At 34.2% G+C, this 24,868-nt stretch carries 14 protein-coding genes, 1 pseudogene and 1 other annotated feature; of the genes and pseudogenes, 11 read left to right on the plus strand and 4 right to left on the minus strand.

What is annotated here, in order from left to right; genetic code table 11:
• Positions 1 to 2: 2 nt before the first annotated feature.
• From JCM14822_RS00180 to JCM14822_RS00220, 9 genes and pseudogenes are all read left to right on the plus strand, one after another.
• On the plus strand, positions 3 to 1,907 hold the full coding sequence (locus tag JCM14822_RS00180; protein WP_054738554.1) for an ABC-F family ATP-binding cassette domain-containing protein: 1,905 nt from the start codon (positions 3 to 5) through the stop codon (positions 1,905 to 1,907).
• Between the two features lie 165 nt (positions 1,908 to 2,072).
• Positions 2,073 to 3,140 carry an SGNH/GDSL hydrolase family protein gene (locus JCM14822_RS00185; protein WP_054738557.1) on the plus strand — a complete coding sequence of 356 codons (1,068 nt, stop codon included), beginning with the start codon at positions 2,073 to 2,075 and terminating at the stop codon, positions 3,138 to 3,140.
• Positions 3,141 to 3,287: 147 nt separating this feature from the next.
• A complete protein-coding gene (gene rpsA / locus JCM14822_RS00190) occupies positions 3,288 to 4,421 on the plus strand; it encodes a 30S ribosomal protein S1 (protein WP_054738559.1) in 1,134 nt (377 codons plus the stop codon).
• 132 nt (positions 4,422 to 4,553) lie between these two features.
• A complete protein-coding gene (locus JCM14822_RS00195) occupies positions 4,554 to 5,693 on the plus strand; it encodes a hypothetical protein (protein ID WP_054738561.1) in 1,140 nt (379 codons plus the stop codon).
• Between the two features lie 18 nt (positions 5,694 to 5,711).
• Positions 5,712 to 5,933 (plus strand) — a binding site (T-box leader).
• 51 nt (positions 5,934 to 5,984) lie between these two features.
• On the plus strand, positions 5,985 to 6,191 hold the full coding sequence (locus JCM14822_RS00200; protein ID WP_054738563.1) for a hypothetical protein: 207 nt from the start codon (positions 5,985 to 5,987) through the stop codon (positions 6,189 to 6,191).
• Positions 6,192 to 6,238: 47 nt separating this feature from the next.
• Positions 6,239 to 8,881 (plus strand): valine--tRNA ligase, encoded by a 2,643-nt coding sequence (locus JCM14822_RS00205; RefSeq protein WP_054738565.1) that lies wholly within the window; start codon positions 6,239 to 6,241, stop codon positions 8,879 to 8,881.
• A gap of 613 nt (positions 8,882 to 9,494) precedes the next feature.
• Entirely contained in the window at positions 9,495 to 9,707 is a 213-nt protein-coding gene (locus JCM14822_RS00210) for a zinc ribbon domain-containing protein (RefSeq protein WP_054738567.1), read from the plus strand.
• Between the two features lie 279 nt (positions 9,708 to 9,986).
• Positions 9,987 to 14,206, plus strand: a pseudogene (locus tag JCM14822_RS00215) (acyl-CoA dehydratase activase-related protein).
• Between the two features lie 153 nt (positions 14,207 to 14,359).
• The gene (locus tag JCM14822_RS00220; RefSeq protein ID WP_054738569.1) at positions 14,360 to 17,155 is read left to right on the plus strand and encodes a calcium-translocating P-type ATPase, PMCA-type; all 2,796 of its coding nucleotides are present in this window, start codon (positions 14,360 to 14,362) and stop codon (positions 17,153 to 17,155) included.
• Between the two features lie 67 nt (positions 17,156 to 17,222).
• Here the strand turns inward: JCM14822_RS00220 and JCM14822_RS00225 are convergent, their stop codons facing one another.
• On the minus strand, positions 17,223 to 18,332 hold the full coding sequence (locus JCM14822_RS00225; RefSeq protein WP_054738571.1) for a hypothetical protein: 1,110 nt from the start codon (positions 18,330 to 18,332) through the stop codon (positions 17,223 to 17,225).
• A 229-nt stretch (positions 18,333 to 18,561) separates the two neighbouring features.
• The gene (locus JCM14822_RS19830; RefSeq protein ID WP_157047561.1) at positions 18,562 to 18,735 is read right to left on the minus strand and encodes a hypothetical protein; all 174 of its coding nucleotides are present in this window, start codon (positions 18,733 to 18,735) and stop codon (positions 18,562 to 18,564) included.
• A gap of 149 nt (positions 18,736 to 18,884) precedes the next feature.
• On the opposite strand from JCM14822_RS19830, the gene glgB reads away from it, so the two are divergent.
• Both glgB and JCM14822_RS00235 read left to right on the plus strand, forming a co-directional pair.
• On the plus strand, positions 18,885 to 21,422 hold the full coding sequence (gene glgB / locus JCM14822_RS00230) for a 1,4-alpha-glucan branching protein GlgB (RefSeq protein WP_054738573.1): 2,538 nt from the start codon (positions 18,885 to 18,887) through the stop codon (positions 21,420 to 21,422).
• Positions 21,423 to 21,525: 103 nt separating this feature from the next.
• Positions 21,526 to 22,074 carry a hypothetical protein gene (locus JCM14822_RS00235; protein ID WP_054738575.1) on the plus strand — a complete coding sequence of 183 codons (549 nt, stop codon included), beginning with the start codon at positions 21,526 to 21,528 and terminating at the stop codon, positions 22,072 to 22,074.
• Between the two features lie 33 nt (positions 22,075 to 22,107).
• Here JCM14822_RS00235 and argH read toward each other — a convergent pair whose 3' ends face one another.
• Both argH and JCM14822_RS00245 read right to left on the minus strand, forming a co-directional pair.
• Positions 22,108 to 23,487 carry an argininosuccinate lyase gene (argH, locus tag JCM14822_RS00240; RefSeq protein ID WP_054738578.1) on the minus strand — a complete coding sequence of 460 codons (1,380 nt, stop codon included), beginning with the start codon at positions 23,485 to 23,487 and terminating at the stop codon, positions 22,108 to 22,110.
• An 18-nt stretch (positions 23,488 to 23,505) separates the two neighbouring features.
• The gene (locus JCM14822_RS00245; protein WP_054738580.1) at positions 23,506 to 24,723 is read right to left on the minus strand and encodes an argininosuccinate synthase; all 1,218 of its coding nucleotides are present in this window, start codon (positions 24,721 to 24,723) and stop codon (positions 23,506 to 23,508) included.
• Positions 24,724 to 24,868 lie beyond the last annotated feature (145 nt).

Consider the following 24,868-nt stretch of genomic DNA (forward strand, 5'->3'; position numbering starts at 1 on the left):
TTATGATTTTATTGTCTGTTAGTAATATTAAAAAAGTTTATGGTGAGAAAGTCATTTTTGATGATATTGCCTTTAGTATTGATAGTAATGAGAAAATAGGGATTATTGGTGTTAATGGGACAGGGAAAAGCAGCCTTTTAAAAATTATGGCAGGATTAGAAGTACCAGATCAAGGAGAAGTAATTACATCCAATGAACTTGTGATTGAGTACTTACCTCAAAATCCATATTTTGATGAAAAGTCTACAGTACTTGAACAAGTTTTCAAAGGAACTTCACCTATTATGAAAGTGCTTCGTGAATATGAAAGAGTAGCGCAGCAATTAGAAAAGGACCTAATGAATGAGAAGCTTCAAAAAGAGCTTATGGATTTAAGTGGACAAATGGATGCACAAGGCGCTTGGCAGCTTGAAAGTGAAGCAAAAGCCATTTTAACACAATTAGGTATCAATGATTTTGAGCAAAAAGTTGCCAATTTATCAGGGGGACAACGTAAGAAAATTGCCCTAGCAGGGGCTCTTATTCGTCCTTGTAACCTACTGATTTTAGACGAACCAACTAACCATTTAGATAATGATACAATCGATTATCTTGAAAATATGCTTAAGACTAAAAAATGCGCCCTTGCTATGGTAACACATGACCGTTATTTTTTGGAACGTGTTACAAACCGCATTATTGAACTTGATCAGGGTAAAGTTTATAGATATGAAGGAAACTATGAAGCTTTCCTTGAAAAAAAGATGTTACGTGAACAAATTGAAGAGCGTCAAAGAGAAAAAGATGCAAGTTTATATAAACAAGAACTTGAATGGATGCATAAAGGCGTAGAAGCAAGACGTACCAAACAAAAAGCGAGACAAGAACGTTTCTATGAATTAGAAGAACGTATGGGTGGCAATAATAAACAAACTATGGAAATCGCTCTTGGTACAAGCCGCTTAGGTAAGAAAATCATTGAGCTTAAAGATGTAAGCAAAACATTTGATGGCAAATGCGTCATTAAAGAGTTTACTTATACAGTAGTAAGAGGTGACCGTATCGGAATCGTTGGAAATAATGGGATGGGTAAATCTACACTCCTTAATCTTATTGCAGAAAAATTTACACCAGACACAGGTAGTGTAGCTATTGGAGATACAGTTAAAATTGGTTACTACACACAAGAAAGCAAAGATATGAATATGAAGCTCCGTGTGATTGATTATATCAAAGAAAAAGCAGAGCAAGTGAAACTTGCAGATGGCACAATGGTATCAGCAGGTAAAATGCTTGAGAAATTCTTATTCCCACCTATTCTTCAATATTCGCCTATAGAAAAATTATCAGGTGGAGAGAAACGGAGACTTTATTTATTAAGTGTTTTAATGGAAGATATTAATGTCCTTTTATTAGATGAACCTACAAATGATCTTGATATTTACACACTTCAAATATTAGAAGATTTCATTGATAACTTTAATGGACCTGTTATTGCAGTATCCCATGACCGTTACTTCTTAGATCGTATTGCGGATAAGATTTTTGCATATGAAGGAGAAGGACAAATCGTTTATACACCAGGTAACTACTCTGATTATCATGCACGCAAAATGCAGGAAGCAGAAGTTATGGAAGTGAAAAAAGAAAAAGTAGCAACATCTAAAAAAGAAAAAGTAAATATGGCTGGGCCTAAACTCAAATTTACTTTTAAAGAGCAAAAAGAATATGAGCAAATTGATAGTGTTATTGAAGCTTTAGAAGAAAAGATTCAAAGTCTTGAAGCAGATATGGTAACAAATTCAACACACTTTGCAAAATTACAAGAGCTTACAGAAGAAAAAGAAAAAGTAGAAGAAGAACTTATGTTCCAAATGGAGCGTTGGGAGTACTTAAACGAATTAGCTGAACGTATTAAAAATCAATAAAATTGAAACGTTTTATAAAGTTTAATAAGCTTTATAAAGCGTTTTTTTGGGGTAATCTACCTTAAAAATTACTTTAAAAATTTAATTTAAATCAGCTTAAATTGTTTTGAAAATAATAAATACTATGATATATTTAAGGTAAATACATGACAAAGGAGCAGGGAAATGAGAGTTGAGGGGATAAATAAAAATATTAAAATACGTGGCAGAGTTTATACAGAAGGAGAAGTAGTTTACTTAAACTATTCTTGCACTTCTTTAGAATTTACATGTAAGAGTAAGAAAGTTAGTGTAAGACTTTGGACAGATGGACATAAAGGGGAGGAAAATTTCCTTGCAAAGATGGCTGTTTTTATTAATGGGGAAGATATGCCATCTAAGTACTTTATGTTAGAAGAAGAGGAAAAAGATTATATACTTTATGAAAACACGTCAGAGGAGAAGGTACATATTAAGCTTATGAAGTTATCAGAAGCTGCCTTTGCTAAAGTAGGTGTCAAAGGCTTTGAAGTTGAGGGTGAGTTATTACCATTGGACGTAAAAGAAGCCAAACATAGGATAGAGTTTATAGGCGATTCTATTACATGTGGCTATGGCATCGAAGGGGTATGGAATGTAGATACTTTTTCAACGAAGCAACAAGATCCTTGGAAAGCTTATGCGGCAAGGACAGCAAGATATTTCGGTGCAGATTTCCATCTTATTTCATGGAGTGGGATAGGAATCGTTTCATCATGGACAGATACAGGGGATATTAATAATGACTGGCTTATGCCTATGATTTATCCATATTTAGATAGAGGGCTTGAAAATACTTTAGGCCATAAAGAATATAAGACTTGGGATTTTCAGAAGTTTCAACCTGAATGTATAGTAGTCAACTTAGGCACAAACGATACAAGCTATACAAAAGTAGATACAAGCCGTATTGCAGAATTTGGTGAGAGCTATTATGAATTTTTAAAGACCATTAGAGACAATAATAAAAATGCTATGATTATCTGTACATTAGGAGCTATGGGACAAGAGCTATATCCTGAAATTAATAAGCAAGTGGCACGTTTTAGCTTAGAACAAAAAGATACAAGAATTATAGATATGCCTTTTGAAGTGCAAGATGAAGCAGATGGTATAGGTACTGACTGGCATCCAAGTGAAAAAACACATGAAAAAATGACAGCACAGCTTACAGAAACTATTCGCACAGTCATGGGTTGGGAAAAAGAAGATTAATCACATAGAAGCTATCATATTTGCAAATACTGTAACAAGTAGCAAAAACTAATTTAATACATAAAACTTTTAAATATACTATATTTTTCATTTATAAATGTGTATAATAAGAGAGTATATGTAAGATAACGAAGGAGGAGTACTAAAATGGAAGAAAACAATCTCACCATGGCAGACTTAATGGCAGAAGTAGATAAATCAATGGCGCGTATATATAGAGGACAAGTGCTTGAAGCAACAGTTATTCTTGTTCAAGAAAAAGGTGTAAGCGTTAATATTGGATCTCAAAAAGATGGTTTCATTCCTTGGGAAGAAATGTCTTTCGAAGAAGTAGATAAAACAGTAGTTAAAGAAGGCGACAAATTTAACGTAGTTGTTGTAAAAATCGATGATGAAGAAGTAATCGTTTCTAAAAGAAAAGCTGAAGTACAAGAAACTCTTAACGAAGTACAAAAAGCATTTGAAAACAAAGAAACATTCACAGTTCACATTAAAGAAGTAGTAAAAGGCGGGGTAGTAACACCATTTAAAGGACTTCGTGGATTCATTCCAGGTTCTCAAATTTCTCATACATATGTAGAGGATTTAAATGCATATGTAGGTAAAGATGTAGAAGTAGAAATCATCGAATTTGATCCAAAAGCTAAAAAACTTGTTTTATCAGCTAAAAGACTTTCTGCTGAAAAAGCTAAAGCAGCTAAAGCAGCTAAACTTGCTACACTTGTTCTAGGGGAAAAAGTATCAGGTACAGTTACAAAATTAATGCCATACGGTGCATTCGTAGATCTTGGTGGCGTTGAAGGACTTGTACACAATAATGAACTTTCATGGACACATATCAAACATCCTTCAGATGTTGTAAAAGAAGGAGACAAAATTGATGTAATTATTTCAGCTGTTGATGCTGAAACAGGTAAAATTGCATTAAGCCACAAAGATATGACAGTAGATCCATGGATTCTTGAAACAGCTAACTTAGAAAAAGATCAAGTAGTTGAAGCAACAATTACTCGTTTCGCAAACTTTGGTGCATTTGCTAAAATTAGTGAACATGTTGAAGGCCTTATCCACATTTCACAAATATCAGAAAAACGTATTAATAAAGCTGAAGAAGTATTAGAACTTGGTCAAGTTGTTAAGGCTAAAATCGTTAACCTTGATAAAGAAGCTAAAAAAATTGGCCTTACATTAAAAGATGTAGATGCTAAAGTAAATGAAGATATGGCACAATATATGCAAGCAGAAGATGAAAAAGTTACAATCGGCGATGTACTTAACTAATCTGTGCATATGAACAAAATGCCTTATTATAATTTAAGTTATGATAAGGGCATTTTATTGTACTATTAACTAGGGATTAAATGTGATAATATAAAACATACAAATATAAATATAAAAGTTGAGGGGAATAGAGTGAAAGGACTAAAGAACTTATGGCAGGCATTAACGCATAAAATGATGTTTAAACAGGATACCATAATGGATGAGAAATCTGTAGAAGAAGTTTTTAATGAGTTAGAGTCTGTGGTCACTAAAAAACAAAGGGTAACAGAGTATCTTGCTACATTAGCAGTTAAGGAAGAAGAAACAAAAAGGTTTGAAGCGTTGGATAAGAAAACCATTAATGCTTTAAATGTACTTGCTGGTAGAGCTAAGGCTATTGAAGAAAAAAAACAAAATTTAAAGGGAAGACTCATTAATCAAAATGCAGCCCTTATGAGACTTGTGCCTTATGAAGATGAAATTCCAGATATTATTAAGGAAATGCAAGAAGCTGAGAAACGTAAGCGAGAAACTGAAAATAATATGTATTATTTACGTGAAGAAAGGGAAGAACTTTTAGAAGAGAGAGAGTCCCTGCTAAGCGGTTATAGCTTTTTAAAAGGGTTTAGCATTGTGTTTATTGGGCTTATTGGGATTGGGATTCTTGTTATTTTTGCCCTTATGCAAGTCTTAAGAGAAGCTGTGTGGTTTTACTTAACATTTGCAACAATTTTACTCGTTTTATTCTTGGCTGGTTTATTATATGCTAAAGAACGTATTGAAAAGGCCTTAGAGCGTAATACGATTTTACAGCAAAAGGCAGTAAGATATTTAAATAAATCTAAGATTCGTTATTTCCATCAAATGCGTTATTTAGATTTTCAATATCATAAACTAGGAGTAGATAGTGCTGCTAAATTAGAAATGTACTATACACGTTATGTGAAGAATAAAAATAATGAAAAAGTATATTTACAGATGAATGAGACACTCAGTCAAATAGAGGACAAGATGCTTGCGATTTTAAAAGAACATCATATTAATATTGATTATATTGACAATCTTACAGAATGGGCACTAAATCCTAAAAAAGTAAATGCCTTAAAAAATGTAAAAGTAGAATATCAAAAGACCGAGGAGCAGTTGCAAGGATTGAATACTTATGAGCAAGAATTATGGAAAGAAATACTTGTGATGCAGGAAGATTCTAATCTAAAAGCTGTTGTGACACAAAAGATTAAAAAGCACCAAGAAAATCACATGCTTGACAAAGCGCAAAAAGGTGCATAAAATAGTAGTAATCGAATGAATGATGCAATGATAAAGAGGAGTACGATAGAAACCCCGTTTAGAGAGAGAAGATGATACGCTGAAAGTCTTCTTATGAAAGGTCTATTGGAAGGTAGCTTTGGAGCACTATTTTTGAAATTAAGTAGAAAATAGCGGGAAAGCCCGTTATAGCTAAGAGCGCTTTGCGTGATATATTACGCAGGGAATTAAGGTGGTACCGCGAGCTATATCGTCCTTATGTTTAACATGGGATGATATAGCTCTTTTTATTTTGTTTTGGAGGTGCACGTCATGAGTATGATAGGTTTTGTGCTTTTTGCTATTGGTCTTATGGTCTTCTTTTTTGCAAGACGTATTGTCATGGCGAAAACCAAACTAGATGAGAATGATAAAGAAGAATTTGGAATGCTAGTTAGCGGTGCTGTTATGGCAGTTAGGCTTTCAGGTTGTGTTGTCGCTGCGCTAGGCTTTATATTTTTGCTTTTAGGACAGCAGTAATAAGCTCTTTAAATAAGTATTGCATTCGAAAAAAGGAGGAAAAGTCAGTGAAAGAATTAGAAAAAGTTTATGATCCTAGTCAAGTAGAAGAAAGACTTTATAAAAACTGGATGGAAAAAGGTTATTTCCATGCTGAAGTAGAAAAAGATAAAAAACCATTTACAATCGTAATGCCACCACCAAATATTACAGGTCAACTCCACATGGGACATGCGCTTGATAATACACTTCAAGATATTTTAACACGTTATAAACGTATGCAAGGTTACAATACACTTTGGATTCCAGGTACAGATCATGCAAGTATTGCAACAGAAGTTAAAGTAGTAGAAAAAATTGCTGCTGAAGGTCTTACAAAAGAAGAACTCGGTAGAGAAAAATTCCTTGAACATGTATGGGATTGGAAAGAACAATACGGTGGACGTATCGTAGAACAACTTAAAAAACTTGGTTCATCTTGTGACTGGGATAGAGAGCGTTTCACAATGGATGAGGGATGTTCAGAAGCTGTTCAAGAAGTATTCATTCGTCTTTATGAAAAAGGATACATCTACAGGGGATCAAGAATCATTAACTGGTGTCCAGTATGTCAAACATCTATTTCAGATGCTGAGGTAGAACACGAAGAAAAAGAAGGTCATTTCTGGCACCTTCGTTACCCAGTAGTTGGAACAGACGAATTCGTTCAACTTGCAACAACTCGTCCGGAAACAATGATTGGGGATACTGCAATCGCTGTTAACCCAGAAGATGAACGTTATGCTCACCTTGTAGGTAAAATGGTTCGCATTCCACTTATGGACCGCGAAATTCCAGTAGTAGCTGATAACTATGTAGATAAAGAATTCGGAACAGGTGTTGTTAAAATTACACCAGCTCATGACCCTAACGACTTTGAAGTTGGTAAACGTCACAACTTACCAGAAATCTGTGTAATGAACGATGATGGTACAATGAATGAGCTTTGTGGTAAATATGCAGGTATGGATCGCTATGAAGTAAGAAAAGCTCTTGTAGCAGATTTAGATGCAGCAGGATTCCTTGTAAAAGTTGAACCACACTCACACAATGTTGGTACACATGATAGATGTAAAGCTGTTATCGAACCAATGATTAAAGCACAATGGTTCGTTAAAATGGAAGAAATGGCAAAACCAGCTATTGAAGCTGTTAAAGAAGGTAAAATTAACTTAGTACCAAAACGTCTTGAAAAAACATACTACCATTGGCTTGAAAACATCCGTGACTGGTGTATTTCTCGTCAATTATGGTGGGGACACAGAATCCCAGCTTATTACTGTGAGGAGTGTGGTGAAATCGTAATTTCAAAAGAAATGCCACACACATGTCCAAAATGTAACAACAGTAAATTCGTTCAAGATGAAGATACATTAGATACATGGTTCAGTTCTGCATTATGGCCATTTTCAACACTTGGTTGGCCAAACAACACAGAAGAACTTAAACACTTCTATCCAACAAGCGTTCTTGTAACAGGATATGATATTTTATTCTTCTGGGTAATCCGTATGGTATTCTCCGGTATTGAGCAAATGGGCGAAGTACCATTTAAAGATGTATTATTCCATGGGCTCGTACGTGCAGCTGATGGACGTAAAATGAGTAAATCTCTTGGAAATGGTGTCGATCCACTTGAAGTTATTAAAAAATACGGTGCTGATGCCCTTAGACTTACACTTGTAACAGGTAATGCACCTGGTAACGACATGCGTTTCTACTATGAAAGAGTAGAAGCTAACCGTAACTTCGGTAACAAATTATGGAATGCAACACGTTTCATTATGATGAACTTTGAAGGTGAAGATATTAACTTAACAGTAGATATAAATGATCTTACACCAGCAGATAAATGGATTATTTCAAAAGTAAATACATTAGCAGCTGATGTGACAGAAAACATGGATAAATATGAACTTGGTATTGCTGTTCAAAAACTTTATGACTTTGCTTGGGAAGAATTCTGTGACTGGTATATCGAAATGGTTAAACCACGTCTTTACAACAAAGAAGATAGCACAAGAACAGCTGCTCTTTGGACACTTAAAACAGTAATGACAAACATTCTTAAAATACTTCACCCATATATGCCATTCATCACAGAAGAAATCTTCTGCGGACTTCAAGATCAAGAAGAAACAATCATGCTTTCATCTTGGCCAACATTCAAAGAAGAATGGAACTTCAAAGCTGAAGAAGAAGAAATCAGCTTAATCAAAGAAGCAGTACGCAATATTCGTAACTTACGTAGCGAAATGAATGTACCACCATCAAGAAAAGCTAAAGTATTCGTTATAACAGAAGATGAAAAAGTAGCAAGTACTTTTGAAAATGGTAAAGTATTCTTTGCTGTACTTGGATATGCTTCCGAAGTAGTCATCCAAAAAGATAATGCAGGTATCGATAGCGATGCTGTATCAGTAGTCATTCCAAATGCTACAGTATATATTCCATTTGCTGAACTTGTAGATATCGAAAAAGAACTTGAACGTTTAGCAAAAGAAAAAGCTAAACTTGAAAGTGAAGTAGAACGTGTTAACAAAAAACTTTCTAACGAAGGATTCGTAACAAAAGCACCAGCTAAACTTCTTGAAGAAGAAAAAGCTAAAAAAGAAAAATACGAAACAATGCTTGCAAGTGTTGTAGAACGTATTGCACACTTAAGCAAATAGTTTGTTTTAAATTAAAACTTATAAATTGACATTTAAGCCATGCCTGAAATGATATGAGGGCATGGTTTTTTATAAACAAGGTAGGGGACAGATGAAAATCAATAGATTATTTGAGATTATTTATTAATTACAGGAAAAAAGAGAGTATAACGGCAAGAGTGTTGGCTGAGCATTTTGAAAAAAGCTTAGAAGAATGTTTAAATGAACCTTTTTTTAATGAAGCAACTCAGATGCATACTGAAGAGATTATTTTATAAATAGAAAGTAAGTTTGATTATCGTGTTTATGAGGAATTTGAGGAGCGCCAAATTAAAAGTTAGAAAATGGTAGCTTTAAAATACATATAAGTTATCCTAAAGATGAGTGGCTTTATAATCATCTATTATCTTTTGCTCTCTATTTAGAAATTATAAAATCTAAGAAATATGAAAATTTTAAATAATAGTTTAAAAAAGATGTTAAGGTACTATACTAAATATGACAGCTAGTTGACAGGTTTTGAAGACTATAATAATCATTGTAAAAACAAATTCATAACATCTATAACAGTTATATATTTATAAATTATAGTATTTTAAATGAGATGGTATGTACAAACAGGATGAAAATAGTTATGGAAGAATTTTGTCAAAGTTGTGGAATGCTTTTAGAGGCAAGTGTGTGTGATCATAATGAGGATGGAAGCCTTAATAGAAAATATTATAAATACTACTTTAAAGATGGTAAATTTACAGGGGATATGACAATGATACAAATGATTGATTTTTGTGTGGCAATCATGGTAAAAGAGAGACTAGGATTAACGCTTGAGGCTGCTAGAAAATAAATAGAAAGCTTCTTTCCGACATTAGAAGGTTGGAAATAAAAACTATATATAATTAGAGTTGCTTGCGAAATGAAATTCATAGCAACTCTTTTTTATGTAATAAATAGATTAAATGTTAAAAATAAACATTAAATTTATAATAATAATTAATATAGAAGGAAAAAATGCGTAAAATGTGTTATAATTTAAATGATTTTTAATATCAAATTAAAATGATTGAAAACAGTAATTCGTGTCCGTATTCATAATGATGAAAATAGACATATAAGGAGTTAAATTATGAGTAGATTATTAAATTTAGGAATCGATGTAGGTTCTACAACTATTAAATTAGCTTATTTAGATGAACAAGGTGAGATAGTTTATTCAAGATATGAACGCCATTTTTCTGATATAAAGACAACATTAGAACGTCTGTTGAAGGAAAGTTTTATTACTTTAGGTGATGTGAAGGTAAAAGTAGCCATTACAGGTTCTGGGGCTATGGAAATAGCAAAACATTTAGGGCTTACATTTGTTCAGGAAGTTATTGCCTGTACAGAGGCTGTACAAAATTATATACAAGATGTGGATGTAGCTATAGAGCTAGGAGGAGAAGATGGTAAGATTACTTACTTTGAATCTTCTCTTGAGCAACGTATGAATAGTAGCTGCGCAGGAGGTACAGGTGCCTTTATTGATCAGATGGCAACTTTATTACAGACAGATGCTATGGGACTTAATGAAATGGCCAAATCTTATAAGCAGATTTATCCTATTGCTGCAAGATGTGGTGTATTTGCTAAGACAGATGTACAGCCTTTAATTAATGAAGGCGTAGCCAAAGAAGATATTGCAACGTCTATTTTCCAAGCTGTTGTAAATCAAACAATTAGTGTATTAGCTTGTGGTAAGCAAATCAAAGGAAAAGTAGCCTTTTTAGGAGGGCCGCTTCACTTTTTATCAGAGTTACGTAAGCGATTTATTGAGACATTGAAGCTTACGGATGATAATGTGGTTGTACCAGAAAAACCAGAATTATTCGTAGCTTTAGGTGCAGCTATACTTTCTAAAAAAGAAAAAGCAATTAACTTGGAGTGCTTAAGTCAAAGATTACATAGATTAAAAGATGATTTTCATACCAATAATGATTTACAGCCTTTATTTAAAAATGAAACCGAAATTAAGTTCTTTAGAAAAAGACATGATGCACATCAGGTGCCAATAGGTGATTTAAAAGCTTATAAAGGCGGTGTATTTTTAGGAATCGATGCGGGTTCTACAACAAGTAAGTTAGCTTTAATAGGAAAAGATGGAGAACTTTTATATACCTTCTATGGAAGTAATCAAGGTGATCCATTAGCTTTAGTTTCTAAAAAGCTCATAGAGATTTATGATATTTTGCCAGACGGAGTTATATACAAAAAGGATGCGTCACAGGTTATGGTGAAGCGCTTATGAAAAATACGTTTAAAATTGATAAAGGTGAAGTAGAGACCATTGCCCACTATACAGCAGCTAAAGCTTTTGCACCAAAGGTTGGCTTTATTTTAGATATTGGTGGACAGGATATGAAATGTATTACCATTAAATCAGGTGTTGTGCAATCTGTTATCTTAAATGAGGCATGTTCATCTGGCTGCGGTTCATTTATTGAAATGTTAAGCGGCTCACTTGGCATGGACGCAAAAAGCTTTGGTGAAAAAGCATTACTTGCCCCTACTCCAGTAGATTTAGGAAGTCGTTGTACCGTGTTTATGAATTCTAAGGTAAAGGAAGCTCAAAAGGAAGGTACATCTATTGGAGATATTTCGGCAGGGCTTTCTTATTCAGTTATTAAAAATGCCCTTTATAAGGTTATTAAATTAAGAAACGCAGACAGTATTAAAGGAGATATCGTCGTACAAGGTGGGACTTTCTATAATGAAGCAGTACTACGTGCCATGGAACTCATTTTGGGGAAAGAGGTCATTAGACCGGATCAGGCGGGACTTATGGGTGCTTATGGGGCAGCTTTGCTTGCTAGGGAAGAAAGTGACGACGAAGAAATAAGTGAAATGCTTACAAAAGAAGAGCTTTTAGATTTACAAATTCAGAAGACACCTACACGTTGTAAAGGCTGCGAAAATAGATGTCTCTTAACAGTGAATAAACTAAGTGATGGGAGACGTTTTATTTATGGTAATCGCTGCGAAAAGCCATTAGGCGGCAGTGCTGCTAAAAATGCATTACCGAATTTATTTGAATATAAATATAATCTATTATTTGAACGTGAAGTTTTAAGTGAGGCAGAAAGTAAACGCGGCAGCATTGGTATTCCTCGCGTACTAAATATGTATGAGGATTATCCATTTTGGCATGCTTTCTTTAAAACACTTGGGTTTAGAATCGAGCTTTCAACTAGATCAAATAAAAAAATATATGAAAAAGGTATTACGACTATTCCTTCAGAATCGGTATGTTATCCAGGAAAATTAACCCATGGACATATTATGGATTTAATTGAAAAAGGCGTGAAGACTATTTTTTATCCATGCGTACCTTATGAAAAGATTGAAGATCACACAGCAGACAATCATTATAATTGTCCGATTGTTACTTCTTATCCAGAAGTTATTAAAAATAATATTGAAGCTTTATGTAGTGAAAATGTGAACTTTATTCATCCGTTTTTAAATTTAGATTCGCCGAAATCTATTATTTCACAAATGACTAAGGCCTTAGAGAGTTTTAATATTTCTAAAAATGAAATTAAAGCCGCAACAGAGGCTGCTTATGAGGCTTTAAACACATTTAGAATGGATGTGGCAAAGAAGGGCGAAGAAACTCTTGAATATATACGTAAAAATAAATTACAAGGAATTGTAGTAAGTGGTAGACCTTATCATTTAGATCCTGAAATCAATCATGGTCTGACACAGCTTATTACAGCTGAAGGATTAGTAGTGCTTACAGAAGACAGTGTAGCCCATCTTGGCAGAATCGAAAGGCCAATTCGTGTATTGGATCAATGGGCATATCATAACCGTTTATATCGTGCAGCTCATTTTGTTAGAACACAAAAAGATATTGAACTGATGCAAATTACTTCCTTTGGATGTGGCTTAGATGCAGTAACTTCTGATCAAGTGGAAGAGATATTAGAACAAGCAGGTAAGATTTATACTCTTATTAAGATTGATGAAGGAGCCAACTTAGGGGCAATCAAAATTCGTATCCGTTCTTTAAAAGCAGCTATGAAGGAACGTAAGAAGTTACATCGTAGTTTAGAGATTAAGCCAAGTATTCCTGTAGCTCAGTTTACGGAGGAAATGCGAGAGAATTATACAATTCTGGCACCACAGATGTCACCAATTCATTTCCAATTCTTAGAAGATGCTTTTAATACTTCTGGTTACAATATCAAAGTATTACCCAAAGTATGTAAAGAAGATGTGGAAGAAGGATTAAAATACGTTAATAATGATGCATGTTATCCGGCTATTATTGTTATAGGTCAGCTTTTAAGAGCTATTAAAAGTGGTAGTATGGACCCACATCGCACGGCTTTAATGATTACACAAACAGGTGGAGGATGTCGTGCGTCTAATTACATTAGTTTCCTTAGAAAAGCATTAAAGGAAAGTAATATGGACTATGTACCAGTTATTTCATTAAATGCGGGCGGTCTTGAAAATAATACAGGCTTTAAGATTTCATTAAGTCTTATGGAAAAAGGACTTATGGCAGTATTATATGGTGACTTATTAATGCGTGTCTTATATCGTACCCGTCCTTACGAAGCTGTACCAGGCAGCAGTAATCGATTATTTGAGAAGTGGTCAGAGGTATGTAAAGAAAATGTTCGTACTGGAAATCAAAAGGTATTCAAACAAAATATAGCAGCTATAGTGAGGGATTTTGATGAGTTACCTCTTTTAGATATTAAGAAACCGAAGGTAGGGCTTGTAGGTGAAATTTTAGTGAAGTTCCATCCTTATGGAAATAATGAAGCTGTAGAGACTATCGAAGCAGAAGGCGGCGAAGCAGTGATGCCAGACTTGTTAGATTTCTTTAACTACTGTGAGTATAATCAAAAATTCAAAAATGAAGTATTACAAAAGTCGTTTAAGGATAAAATTATTGCAAACTTTGTGATTGCATTTTTAGAATATAAGCGTAAATATATGAGCAAATGCTTAAGAGAAAGTAAACGTTTTTCAGCACCTCATCGCATTGAGGCATTAGCTAAGATGGCAGAGCGTGTTATATCAGTAGGTCATCAAATGGGCGAAGGGTGGTTCTTAACAGGAGAAATTATTAGCCTTTTAGAAGACGGTGTTAATAATGTGATATGTATGCAGCCATTTGGTTGTCTGCCAAATCATGTAACAGGTAAAGGGATGATTAAAGAACTTAGACGTAACTATCCACTTGCTAATATTGCGGCTGTTGACTATGATCCAGGAGCTTCTCATGTCAATCAGCTCAACCGTATTAAATTGATGATGGCAACTGCCTTTAAAAATTTACAAGAATAAAGCAATTAAACTTTAAAACTGTTTAATAGGAAAAGAAATTTCCTTATTAAACAGTTTTTTTTATGGGTAAATTTAAGATTTTTAATTAGTCATATTTTTTTGTGAGCTTGTATATATTTATACAAAGGCATCATGAGAAGATAGGAGGATACTATGGAAAACAAATATTATAATCAAGAAATAGAAGATGTTTTAAAAGGACTTAGCACAAATGCCAAATGTGGTCTAAGTCATGAAGAAGCTGAAGAGAGACTTAAGCGCTATGGGCCTAATAGTTTTTCTAAGGCAAAAGAAAAAAGTCTGTTAGGTGAAATAAAGGATGCCTTAACACAACAACTTATCGTCATTTTATTAATTGCAGCAGGAATCAGTTTATTAATTGGAGAATATCATGATGCGATTGGTATTTGTCTTGCTGTACTTTTGGGAATTACTATTGGTATTTTAACTGAAAGTCGTTCCAAGAAGGCTGCTGAAGCGCTGAATAAGCTTACAGAAGATGTAAGTGTCAAAGTGCAACGTGAAGGACAAAAAAACTTATTACATAAAAGTGAGTTAGTACCTGGAGATATTGTATATCTAGAGGCAGGAGATTTAGTTCCTGCTGATGGGCGTATTTTAGAATGCAATGAACTGAAAGTGCGAGAAGATATGCTTACGGGAGAATCAGATGATGTCAGCAAGCATATAGGAAAAGTTAAACAAGAGGTCTTACATATAGAAGGTGAGGAAGTTGTTCAAGACCCTGTTCCTGCCAAGCAGTTTAATATGCTTTTTGGTGGGACACTTATTGCGTGTGGCAGTGCGAAAATGATTGTAACAGCCACGGGAGATGCAACGGAAATGGGATATATTGCTAAAGCCTTAGGTGACAAAGAAACAGATACACCACTAGAAATTAAAATGGATAAATTAAGTGAAACGATTTCTAAAATCTCTACGGGTGTAGCTAGTATGTTATTTATCTATATGCTTATTCAGATTGTGGAGGAGTGCCATTTAAAAGTTGACTTTACGAATACCCATGTTTTCTTAAATTCATTATCACCACTTGTGCAAAGTTTCCCGGAGATTAAAACGGCCTTTGTAGTCTGTGTTGCACTTATTGTTGCTGCTGTGCCAGAAGGCTTACCTACAATGATTAATATGACTTTAGCTATTACAATGAAGCAAATGGCTAAGATTAATGTACTTGTTAGAAAGAAAGAAGCTTGCGAAACTATAGGTAGTGTTAGTGTGATTTGTAGTGATAAAACAGGTACCTTAACACAAAATAAAATGTGTGTGGCGCGTATTTATTTGGAAGGTAAATATTGTAAATTAAAAGAGGCAGAAGAGTTTTCAAGTTTCTTAAAGAACTGTGTTGTAAATAGTACAGCAGATTTAGAGCAAATTGAAGGGGAAATGCGATATATCGGCAGCGCTACGGAATGCGCACTGCTTTCTATGTGGGGCAGTTCAGTGGATTATATGCGTTCAAGAGAAGAAACAACAGTTGTTAAACAAGTGCCTTTTAATTCACAAAATAAATATATGCTCACAATTATAAAAGAAAATGGAGGGTATCATATTTTGTCTAAAGGGGCACCGGAAGTCATTTTAAAACAGTGTAGTTACGAATATATAAATGGGGTAACAAAAAAACTCACTGATAGTCGTATTCAAGAAATATTAGAACTGATGAGTAAACTTCAAGGTCAATCTATGCGTGTGCTAGCTTTTGCGGATCAAGAAGTACCACTTACGGTGAATGTAGAAACCAAGTCAGATTGGCGTGGCCAGCTTGCTTTTCGTGGATTTGTAGGAATTAAAGATCCACTTAGAGAAGGGGTTAAAGAAGCTATAGAAGTAGCCAGAGAAGCTAGCGTAGAAACGAAGATGCTTACAGGCGATAATATTCAAACAGCTATGGCTATAGGTCAGGAGATAGGCATTATTGGGCATGGTAAAAAAGCAGTGGAATCTTCGTATATTGATACTTTATCAGACAAAGAGCTTCAAAGAGAAATAGGTCAGATTGCTATTGTAGCTAGGTCTAAACCAGATACGAAAATGCGTATTGTACAGGCGCTTCAAAAAAATGGGGAAATCGTGGCTGTTACAGGAGATGGGATTAATGATGCACCAGCTCTTAGCAAAGCGGATGTAGGAATCGCTATGGGTATTGCAGGAACAGAAGTTAGTAAAAATGCAGCAGATATTATTTTAACAGATGATAGCTTCGGTACTATTGTAGAAGCTATTAAATGGGGAAGAGGAATCTACAATAACTTCCAACGTTTTATTCAATTCCAATTAACGGTTAATATTATTGCCTTTTTAATTGCAATCATTAGTCAGGTATTAGGTGAAGAAATGCCATTCTCAACGATTCATCTTTTATGGATCAATATCATTATGGATGGGCCACCAGCTTTAGCTTTAGGACTTGAACCAATAAGGTCAACAGTTATGAAAAGAAAACCAACCCCTAGAGAAACTCATATTATTAATCCATTTATGATTCGTACCATCTTAATTAATAGTGGCTTTATTACAGGGTTATTATTACTTCAAATGAAATGTAATTTCTTAGGTACAAGTACTGCCAGTGAAAGCGTAGGTAGTCAGGCACAAACCGTTCTCTTTAGTTTATTTGCTTTTAGCGTGCTCTTTAATGCCTTTAACTGTAGAGAATTTGGCACAGCTAGTATATTTCCTAACTTTATTAAAAACACTTTAGCCCTTAAAATAATTGCTTTAACAGGTGTTTTACAGGTTGTCATGATACAGTATGGTAATAAATTCTTTAATGCCACACCTCTAGAACTGATGATGTGGGTGAAAGTCATTGGCGCAAGTAGTCTAGTTGTTATCATCAATGAAATCGTAAAATTTATGCTAAGTACACTTAAACATTCAGCTAAAGGTGCTGTAAAACAAGTAAAATCTTTAAAAAGTACAAAATAATAAAAGAAGCATCACGAAAAGTTTTAAATTCTCGTGATGTTTCTTATTGTTTTAACGAAATAGAGAGTTAGTGATTGCAGTCACAATCATGATCGCCGCATCCGCAGCCATGTTCATGTTCATCTATATAATAATCTACATCTTCATAATCAAAGCCATGAAGTGCATTAATTTCTTCTTCTGTCATATATTCTTTGTAAATATCTTCAGGTACCATACTATCCTCATCAGCAGGTGATGTGAAATAACCACCTTGTTCTAAAATGCTATGAATAGCCATGGCAGAAAGTAATGTTTGTTGTGGTTTAGAAATATTACTAAAACCAGCTGTAACATATGATTTGAAAGTAGCTTCTGGCATTACGAAAGGAATGCTGCTCATGAAGTATTGCATACGAAGCTTACGTTCTGCTACAGGAAGCTTAGTGATGTGCTCACCTAACTCATCTACAAATTTATTGAGAATTGCAATTGTTTCTTCACTATATTTTTTGTTTTTATTAAGGGCAAATCCAAATAAACTGCTCATATCCATAGTTAAGTAAGTTTGGATAAGGATGAACATAGGGTCAGTTTCTTTAGCTTTACTTACTTTTACAAGCTGGATTTGAAGTTCTTTTTGTACTTCATCTACACGTTCATTTAAAGAAGCTTGTAAGAAGCTAGCATCTTCAGCGTCAGTTAAGATTTTTTTGATGCAGTGATAGAAGTCAAAGAAACTTGGGTGAAGTTCTGCAAGTGTATTAAAGTCGATATGTTCAAAGAGTAAAAGGTTACTAAGTGTACAAATCATACGGTATATTGCATGTAATAAATCAAATAAAGTATTGATTGTTTGTTCGAGTGAATCTGCTTCTTCAAAGAAATCAATAGGATCATCATATTCTGTAAGTTCTTTTAAAGATTCTACAAGGTCTTTGAAGTCTTTACCATAGAAAGCAAAGTCTCTTCCGTCAAAGAGTTGTCCTAAAATAGCAGTTAAGAAAGTTGCTGCATCAGTAGTATCTTCGATATCAATATGATGGATGCTTTTTTTAACATAATCTAAGAAGTTTGCTTTTGTGATTTTAAGTGGAATAGCTGGGAAAAGTCTAGAAGCGTTAATTTGTCTAGCTTTCACAGTTTTTTCTTTAAATACAAAGTTTGTACAGTCTTCTGCTAAGCGGTTAAAGTCCATTTGGAGAATAGCTTCATCTGAAAACTCTTCATGGTCAATATATTCTCCGGAGAATTCAGGATTATTTTGCGCTACACTTATAAGATGATGTAATTCACGTGCATAAGCATTAAGTGTGCGGTACTTTTGTTCTAATGTATCTCTAAATGTTAAAAGTGTTTCAGCAACACGTTCTTTTTCAGATTTTGTATCTTTTCCGTTTGAAATAGTTTCGTTAGATGTAAGTAAATCAGGAAGATAAAAAGAAAATTTCTTTTAATTCATCTTGGATATGTGCTGTCTCCTCATCTAAATAAGGTGTAGAAAAGAATAGTGAATTGTTTAATAGTTTTAAATAAGCATGGACATATTCAATATAAGAATAGGCAATGCCAGTATAAAGTTGATTAGTATTTTGACTCATTTATAAGCTCCTCTCATAGTCTGTATATTAAGGATATACAATTTTTCTTTATAAAACAAGCATATAAATGTAATTGATGTAATAATATGGTGTGTATTATTGAAAAAATATTTCAAATAGTTTAAAATATAGAAAGAGGTGAGATACATATGGAAAATAGTTATGAGATGGTAAATAAAAAAATCGCATTATTAGAATTAGGGGAATTGAATAAACCACATGAAATACTAGGCTTACATACAGCAAGAGAAGGAGCAGGAAAAATTATACGTGTTTTTTGCCCAACTGTTAGTTATATGGTTGCGGTGGATTTGAAAAATAGTGATCGAAAGTTTGAAATGCATGCTGTAGGGGACAAAGGATTATTTGAAGGATATATAGGGGAAGTAGAATCAGACTTTTTATATAGCCTAACATGTAGAGACTTTAATGGGCATGAATGGACATATGTAGACCCTTATCAATTCAAACCTACCATCACATCTGATGACCTTTATCTTTTTGGAGAAGGTCGTGACTATGAAATTCACCATAAACTAGGCGCACACTTTGTCACAATCAATGGTGTACAAGGCGTACGTTTTGCCGTGTGGGCACCTCATGCAAAACGTGTAAGTGTTATTGGGCAGTTTAACAATTGGGATGGTCGTAGACATAGTATGTACTGCATGGAAAGTCATGGGATATGGCAATTATTTATTCCAGGACTTCAGGAATTTGATTTATATAAATATGAGATTCGTACGGCAAAAGGTGAAATTCTTTACAAAGCGGATCCTTATGCAAATTATTGTGAAGTAAGACCAGGACAAGCTTCTTGTTTATATAATGTAGATAATTTTAAATGGGAAGATAGTAAATGGATGAAAAAACGTAGTGAACGCGCACATTATAAAGAACCAATTTCTATTTATGAAGTTCATATTGGTTCTTGGAAAAAACATTTCGATGATACTTTCTACAATTATCGTGAAGTAGCTGAAAGCTTAGTTGAATATGTAAAAGATATGGGTTATACACATGTAGAATTGATGGGAATTATTGAACATCCATTTGATGGCTCTTGGGGATATCAAGTAACAGGCTATTTTGCACCAACAAGTCGTTATGGTACACCAGAAGACTTTAAGTATTTAATTGAATTATTACATAAAAATAATATTGGGGTTATTTTAGATTGGGTACCAGCTCATTTCCCAAAAGATGCTTTTGCACTTGAGAAATTCGATGGTGAAGCTTTATATGAAAGTAGTGATGAATGTAAAGCACATCATCCACATTGGGGCACACTAATCTTTGATTATAGTAAACCACAAGTTGTGTTATTCTTAATAGCAAGTGCAATGTCATGGCTTGAAACTTATCATATTGATGGACTTCGCGTGGATGCGGTAGCTTCTATGCTATATCTTGATTATGGTAGACAAGACAGCTTTGTACCAAATATTTATGGTGGTAAAGAAAACTTAGAGGCTATTGAGTTCTTAAAACATCTTAATAGTATGATTTATCGTAAGTTTGAAGGGGCCATGATGATTGCAGAAGAATCTACAGCATGGCCAAAAGTATCTTATTCTACAGACGAAGGTGGACTTGGATTTGGCTTTAAATGGAATATGGGCTGGATGAATGACTTCTTAAGTTATATGCGTACAGAACCTAAATGGCGTAGGGATCATCATAGTCAAGTAACCTTTAGCTTGATGTATGCATTTAGTGAAAACTTCATTCAAGTATTATCTCATGATGAAGTAGTTCATGGTAAGAGTCCTATGCTTTACAAGATGCCAGGACCTATTGAAGAAAAGTTTGCTAACTTGAGAACAACTTATGGCTTCATGTATATGCATCCAGGTAAGAAAATGCTCTTTATGGGAGACGAATTTGCACAAACTAAAGAGTGGAATGAAAAAGTTGAGTTAGATTGGGGCTTATTAAACTATCCTGCACATGAAGGTATTAGACAATATGTTAAGGCACTTAATCATCTTTATACAACACACAATGCCTTATGGGAAACGGGAAACGGCTATGAAAACTTTGAATGGATTGATTGTGAAAACTATGAACAAAGTATTTTATCATTCGTTCGTAACGGAGAAAAAACAGAAGATAAATTAGTTGTCGTTGTAAACTTTATGACAGAGAATTGGGAATGCTATCGTATAGGTGTTCCAGAAAAAGCCGAATATCGTGAGATCTTAAATAGTGATAGCTGCGAATTTGGTGGTGAAGGTCGATTAAATGAGGGTAAGTTAATTGCAGAGGATAAACCATGGCATGGTAAAGCACAAAGTATTGAAGTGAATATTCCACCACTTAGTGTGCTTGTCTTTGAAATTAAAAAGCTTGCTACAAAATCATCTGAGGAAAAGAAAACAACTACACGTAAAAAGACCATAACTAAAAAGGCTGATGCAGAAATCATAGATGCAGTAGCAGAAGTAAAAGAAGCCACGGCAAAAGAAACTAAGACAACAAAAGCGAAAAAAACTACGACTAAAAAAGTGGCTGAACGTAAAGCAAGTCGTAAAAAAGAAGTAGCAGCGGATACAGATAACAAAGAAGAAGTTAAAGTAGCTGCTAAGAAAACGACTACACGTAAAAAGACTACGACAACTAAAGAAAAGGTTGCCAAGACAAAGACAACAAGAGCTAAAAAAGCAGAAGTAACTACAGAAGCATAAAATAAATAAAATACCAGCTTTAATTATTAAAGCTGGCATTTTATTTGTGAAGATGTTTGAAATATTAAAAAGTGGTAATACTTGAAATAAAAAAGGAAAAGATATGTATTTATTAAATCAAGTTAATATGCTTAAAGAACCTATAGCTGAATTTGAGATTTACAAAAAGATAGGTTATAAGTGGCAGTATGAAACAAGCTTTAAGGCTGGAAATGCACTTGAATTTTATACTTATATAACACACTATGGATTTGATTTAAAATATGCGATTATTTACTTAGATACACTAGAAAGAAATACGTTATATTATTTGTATCCTGATATTAAAATAGCCATTCATGAAAAGGCCATTAGAAATTATGTCAGAGGACTTCTAGATTTAACTCTAGAGACATTTGAAGAGGTGGCTGCAAGTTTAGAGTACGGTAAATCTTGTTTAGAAATAGAACTTATTTGTTTTATTGATTCATTTTATAGTTATAAGGATAAAGAAGATGCTCTATTTAGTTATGCCAAGTGGCAATACGAAAGGCCTCTTAATAGAGATAAAATAAGCAAGTTTGTTCGTGTGATGGAGTTTTATTTAGATGAGATTTTAAATTATTTTGATTTAAGGAATACAATTATAGGGCTTAAAAAGGGAGAAATATAAAAATAGAGCAAGTATTAAACTTGCTCTATTTTATTATGCTATTGCATTAAGATATGCTTTTGCTTTTTCAAGATGCATATTCACAGCTTCAGGACTAGGACCACCTTTCACTTTACGACCACTTACACAAGTTTTAAGTGAAATGGCTTCATAGACATCTTCTTCGAAAATAGGATGAATACTTTTGTAAGTTTCTAAAGGTAGTGCTTCTAGAGAAGTATGATTTGTAACACAATGAAGTACAAGTTTTCCGATAACTTCATGGGCATCCCTAAAAGCAAGACCTTTTTTAACAAGGTAATCAGCAGCATCAGTGGCATTTGTAAAACCACCAGAAGCAGCATTATACATATTTTCTTTGCAAACATTCATTGTTAAAAGCATTTGCGTAAAGATTGGTAAACACATTTTTAATGTATCAATGCTATCGAAGAGACGTTCTTTATCTTCTTGCATATCTTTGTTATAAGCAAGAGGTAACCCTTTCATAGTTGTAAGAAGTCCCATAAGATTGCCGTAAACGCGCCCAGTTTTACCACGTACAAGTTCAGCAATATCTGGGTTTTTCTTTTGAGGCATGATGGAGCTACCTGTGCTATAAGCGTCATCAAGATCTACAAAGTGGAACTCATGACTGCTCCAAAGAATGATTTCTTCACTAAGACGGCTAAGATGCATCATAAGTGTAGAAAGAGTATAAAGTAAATCTAAGACAAAGTCACGATCAGATACACCATCAATACTATTTTCACAAATACCATTGAAGTGAAGTGCATTTACTACATCATCACGATTTAAAGGATATGTTGTTGTTGCAAGTGCCCCGCTTCCGAGTGGTAAATAATTTGTGTTTTCATAGGCAAAATCCAAACGTTTATAATCTCTTTTAAACATCTCAAAGTATGCCATTAAATGATGTGCGAATGTAATAGGCTGTGCACGTTGAAGATGTGTGTAACCTGGCATGATTGTTTCTGTATGAAGACTAGCAATATCTGTTACAGCTTTCATGAGTGTAAAGAGCATTTCTTTTAATGTTTTAATTTCATCAAGGGTATAAAGTCTTACGTCTAATGCTACTTGGTCATTACGACTACGTCCAGTATGCATTTTCTTTGCGACATCCCCAATACGTGAAATAAGGAGTGATTCAATATTCATATGAATATCTTCCATTTTTTCATCAAAAGAAACATGACCTGCTTCAATATCAGAAAGTAAGTCAGAAAGTCCCGCTTGAATTGCATTACTTTCTTCAAGACTTATAATATTTTGTTTACCAAGCATTGCCACATGGGCAATGCTTCCTAATATATCATGTTTATAAAGCCTTTGATCAAAAGAGATAGAAGAGTTAAAGTGATCTGTTAACGCATCTGTTTCTTTTGCAAAGCGGCCTCCCCAAAGTTTCATAAAAGCCTCCTAAAAATCTTAGTTATTATTTTGTTTTGCTTGTTCTTGTTTTAAAGCACGTACACGAAGTGGTAAACCGTAAAGTGTGATGAATCCACTTGCATCTTTGTGATCATAAAGGTCACCAGTTGTGAAACTTGCTAAATCTTCACTGTAAAGTGAGTATGGAGAAGTTGCACCTTGAGGAATGATATTACCTTTGTAAAGTTTTAATTTAACTTCACCAGTTACAACTTTTTGTGTACTTGTTACAAATGCTTGAAGTGCTTCACGAAGAGGTGTGAACCATTTGCCATTGTAAATGATATCAGCAAATTCTAATGCGATTTCTTGTTTGTAACGGTATGTTTCACGGTCAAGTGTAAGGTGTTCAAGTTCTTCATGAGCTTTGTAAAGGATTACACCACCTGGAGTTTCATAAACACCACGAGATTTCATACCTACAACACGATTTTCAACGATATCTTCGATACCAATACCATTTGCACCACCAAGTTCATTAAGCTTTTCGAGAAGTGAAGAAGGGTCCATAGGGGCGCCGTCTAAGTGAGTTGGCACACCTTCTTTAAATGTAAGTGTAATGGTAGTAGCCACATCTGGAGCTTTTTCTGGAGATACACCAAGTTTAAGAAGTGAGTTATAGTTTGGTGCATTACTTGGATCTTCAAGTTCAAGACCTTCGTGAGAAATGTGCCACATATTACGGTCACGGCTGTAGCTATCTTCTTTTTTCATTGGTACTGGAAGACCACGTTCTTCAAGGTAAGCGATTTCTTGTTCACGAGATGAGATATCCCAAATACGCCATGGAGCGATAACTTTAAGATGAGGAGCAAGTGCAGCGATACCAAGTTCGAAACGGATTTGGTCATTTCCTTTACCTGTACAACCGTGGCAGATGGCGCTAGCGCCTTCTTTAAGAGCAATACGTACCAATGTTTTAGCGATAACAGCACGTGCAATAGATGTACCTAAGTAGTATTTAGATTCATATACAGCACCAGATTGAATCATTGGGAATACATATTCTTTCATGAATTCATCTTTTACGTTTTCAACATAAACTTTGCTAACACCCATTGAAAGTGCACGTTCTTCAAGACCAACTAATTCTGCATCTTGGCCAACATTTATACATACAGCAATAACATCATAGTCATAGTTTTCTTTGAGCCATGGAATGATAACAGAAGTATCAAGACCACCTGAATATGCTAATACAACTTTTTCTTTCATTTTCAAATCCCCCTTGTGAGTGTCTAATATTTATTTGTATTTATGTATGATTATACACAAAAGTAAATTAAATTCAATACTTATGTAAAAATATTTATTAAAATTTATTAATTAAAGATAATTTGAATAAGTTTGTACAAGTTAA

The sequence above is a fragment of the Cellulosilyticum ruminicola JCM 14822 genome (genome assembly GCF_001311925.1).
Classification (GTDB): domain Bacteria; phylum Bacillota; class Clostridia; order Lachnospirales; family Cellulosilyticaceae; genus Cellulosilyticum; species Cellulosilyticum ruminicola.

What these genes read in the sequence shown, in the direction of transcription:
- JCM14822_RS00180 (WP_054738554.1), top strand. Translation starts at nt 3, where the DNA reads ATGATTTTATTGTCTGTTAGTAATATTAAAAAAGTTTATGGTGAGAAA.
- JCM14822_RS00185 (WP_054738557.1), top strand. Translation starts at nt 2,073, where the DNA reads ATGAGAGTTGAGGGGATAAATAAAAATATTAAAATACGTGGCAGAGTT.
- rpsA (WP_054738559.1), top strand. Translation starts at nt 3,288, where the DNA reads ATGGAAGAAAACAATCTCACCATGGCAGACTTAATGGCAGAAGTAGAT.
- JCM14822_RS00200 (WP_054738563.1), top strand. Translation starts at nt 5,985, where the DNA reads ATGAGTATGATAGGTTTTGTGCTTTTTGCTATTGGTCTTATGGTCTTC.
- JCM14822_RS00210 (WP_054738567.1), top strand. Translation starts at nt 9,495, where the DNA reads ATGGAAGAATTTTGTCAAAGTTGTGGAATGCTTTTAGAGGCAAGTGTG.
- JCM14822_RS00220 (WP_054738569.1), top strand. Translation starts at nt 14,360, where the DNA reads ATGGAAAACAAATATTATAATCAAGAAATAGAAGATGTTTTAAAAGGA.
- JCM14822_RS00225 (WP_054738571.1), bottom strand. Translation starts at nt 18,332, where the DNA reads ATGGACTTTAACCGCTTAGCAGAAGACTGTACAAACTTTGTATTTAAA.
- JCM14822_RS19830 (WP_157047561.1), bottom strand. Translation starts at nt 18,735, where the DNA reads ATGAGTCAAAATACTAATCAACTTTATACTGGCATTGCCTATTCTTAT.
- glgB (WP_054738573.1), top strand. Translation starts at nt 18,885, where the DNA reads ATGGAAAATAGTTATGAGATGGTAAATAAAAAAATCGCATTATTAGAA.
- JCM14822_RS00235 (WP_054738575.1), top strand. Translation starts at nt 21,526, where the DNA reads ATGTATTTATTAAATCAAGTTAATATGCTTAAAGAACCTATAGCTGAA.
- argH (WP_054738578.1), bottom strand. Translation starts at nt 23,487, where the DNA reads ATGAAACTTTGGGGAGGCCGCTTTGCAAAAGAAACAGATGCGTTAACA.
- JCM14822_RS00245 (WP_054738580.1), bottom strand. Translation starts at nt 24,723, where the DNA reads ATGAAAGAAAAAGTTGTATTAGCATATTCAGGTGGTCTTGATACTTCT.